This is a genomic window from Streptomyces sp. NPDC000941, from assembly GCF_053599555.1.
This window is the reverse complement of record NZ_JBSFMM010000499.1, coordinates 1-2,345: the sequence shown is the minus strand read 5'-3', so window position 1 is coordinate 2,345 and position 2,345 is coordinate 1. Positions and strand designations below refer to the sequence as shown.

Annotated in this window: 2 protein-coding genes; both read right to left on the bottom strand. The window is 76.5% G+C overall.

Going from position 1 to position 2,345, the window contains the following annotated elements:
* A partial coding sequence (locus tag ACWDSL_RS53050; RefSeq protein WP_450496907.1) for a beta-ketoacyl [acyl carrier protein] synthase domain-containing protein occupies positions 1–1,574 on the bottom strand: 1,574 nt, incomplete at its 3' end.
* Positions 1,575–1,630: 56 nt separating this feature from the next.
* Positions 1,631–2,345 (bottom strand): SDR family NAD(P)-dependent oxidoreductase (locus ACWDSL_RS53045; protein ID WP_450496905.1); only part of this gene is annotated, 715 nt, incomplete at its 5' end.

Sequence of the window (2,345 nt, the reverse complement as noted above, 5' to 3'; positions counted from 1 at the left end):
GTGGGCGTCTTCAGGGCCCTGTTGTCGTTGGGGGTGAGGGTGACTGCCCCCCCCCCGGCCGCGCCGGTGGGCGCGGGGGGGCCGACGGCAACGGGCGCGTCGACACCCGGCCCGGTGGCCACCGCCGCGGCCGTCGCCCGGGGCCTCGGGGGCGACGGGGGCCGAACGGCCGCCAACGGCGGCTGTTCCAGCACCACATGCGCGTTGATCCCGCCGAACCCGAACGCGTTCACCGCCGCGCGGCGCACCCCCGCGCCCCGCCCCGTCTCCCACGGCTCCGCCGTGGCGATCGGGCGGAAGCGGGTCGCGGCCAGGGCCGGGTGCGGGTCGTCGCAGTGCAGGGTGGGCGGCAGCAGACCGTGGTGGATCGAGAGGGCGGCCTTGACCAGGCCCGCCACCCCGGCCGCCGGCATGGTGTGGCCGATCATCGACTTCACCGACCCGATCACGGCGCGGTCGGCGCCGTCGCCGGTCGCGGGGCCGAAGACCTCCGCCACCGTGGCCAGTTCCGCCGTGTCACCCGCGGGCGTCGCGGTGCCGTGCGCCTCCAGCAGCCCGAGCGAGCCGGGCTCGCGCGGATCGAGCCCGGCCGTACGCCACGCCTGTCGCACCGCCCGCGTCTGGCCGCCCGGGTCCGGGTTGACCAGACCCGCGGCGCGGCCGTCGCCGGCCACACCGGTGCCCCTGATGACGGCGTACACCCGGTCGCCGTCCCGCCGCGCGTCGGCCAGCCGCTTGAGGACCACGACGCCGGTGCCCTCGCCGATCAGGATCCCGTCGGCCTCGCGGTGGAAGGGGCGGATGCGCTCGCTCGGCGAGAGCGCGCGCAGCTGCGCGAAGACGCTCCACAGGGTGATGTCGTGGCAGTGGTGCACCCCGCCCGCCAGCACCACGTCGCACCGGCCGGAGGCCAGCTCGGCACTCGCCTGGTCGATGGCGACGAGCGAGGACGCACAGGCGGCGTCCACGGTGTACGCGGGGCCGCGCAGATCGAGCCGGTTGGCCACTCGGGATGCGGCGAGGTTGGGCACCAGGCCGATGGCCGCCTCGGGGCGGTCGGGGCCCAGGCGCTCGGTGAACGCGGCCCGGACCCGCTCCAACTGGTCGGCGCCGAGGTCGGGCAGCAGCTCGCCGAGCGTGCGTACGAGCTGGTGGGCGGTGCGTACCCGCTGGTCGAGGCGGACCAGACCAGGCGTGAGATAGCCGCCGCGGCCCAGCACCACCCCGACCCGCCCCCGGTCGGGCAGCCGCTCCTCGCCGCCCGCGTCGGCGACGGCCGCGGCCGCGACATGCAGGGCGATCAGCTGGTCGGGCTCGGTGCCCGGGACGGAGGCGGGCATGATCCCGAAGCGGGTGACCTCCACCTCGGCGAGCCCGTCGACGAATCCGCCACGGCGGCAGTACACCCGGTCGGCGGCGCTCGCGGTGGCGGTGGCGGCGGCGGTGGCCGTCCTGGGGGCGTAGAACTCGGCGTCCCACCGCTGCGCCGGGACCTCGGTGATCGCGTCCACGCCGGTCACCAGGTTGCGCCAGTACGTCCCCAGGTCCGGCGCCCCGGGCAGCAGCACGGCCATCCCGACGATCGCCACCGGGGGTCTGCGGCCGCCGCCTTCGTCCTCGTACGCCACGGTCACCAGCTCGACGCCGTATAGACGACGGCCCGGTCGGACTCCTCGCCCCAGGCGAGCTCGCGCAGCAGCGCCAGCGCCCCTTCCTCCGGGTCGATGAGCTCGACGCCACGCCTCGCGTATTCGCGTGCGAGCGCGGGGCTGACCATCCCGGTGTGCCCGCCCGTGGGTGCCCAGGGCCCCCAATGGACCGTCAGCGCCCGGCGGCCGGTGCGGGCCGCCCACCGCGCGCCAAGGGTCTCCAGCGCGTCGTTGGCCGCCGCGTAGTCGGCCTGGCCCCGGTTGCCGAGGACGGCGGAGACGCTGCCGAAGAGCACCGCGAACAACGGCCCTCCGGGGCTGCCGCCCGGTCCGCCGGGCAGCTCCTCCAGCGCGTCGAGGAGCGAGCGCGCGCCGCCCGCCTTCGTGTCGAAGACCCGCTGGAAGGATTCGGCGGACTTCTCCTCGATCAGCCGGTCCTCGATCACCCCCGCCGCGTAGACGACGCCGTCCAGCCTGCCTTGGTCGGCGTGGATCTCCTTGACGGCCTGGCGCACCGCGTCGGGGTCACGGAAGTCGACCGACCGGTAGCGCGCCCGGGCCCCGAGTTCGGTCAGCTCCCGCAGTGTGGCGGCCACTTCACGCCGCGCCAGGATCCCGGCCGCCTCCCGCTGGATCTCGGCGGGTCTCCGGCCGCCGCCCGCGGCGAGCGCCGCGCGCAGGGCGGCCTCGTCCCGG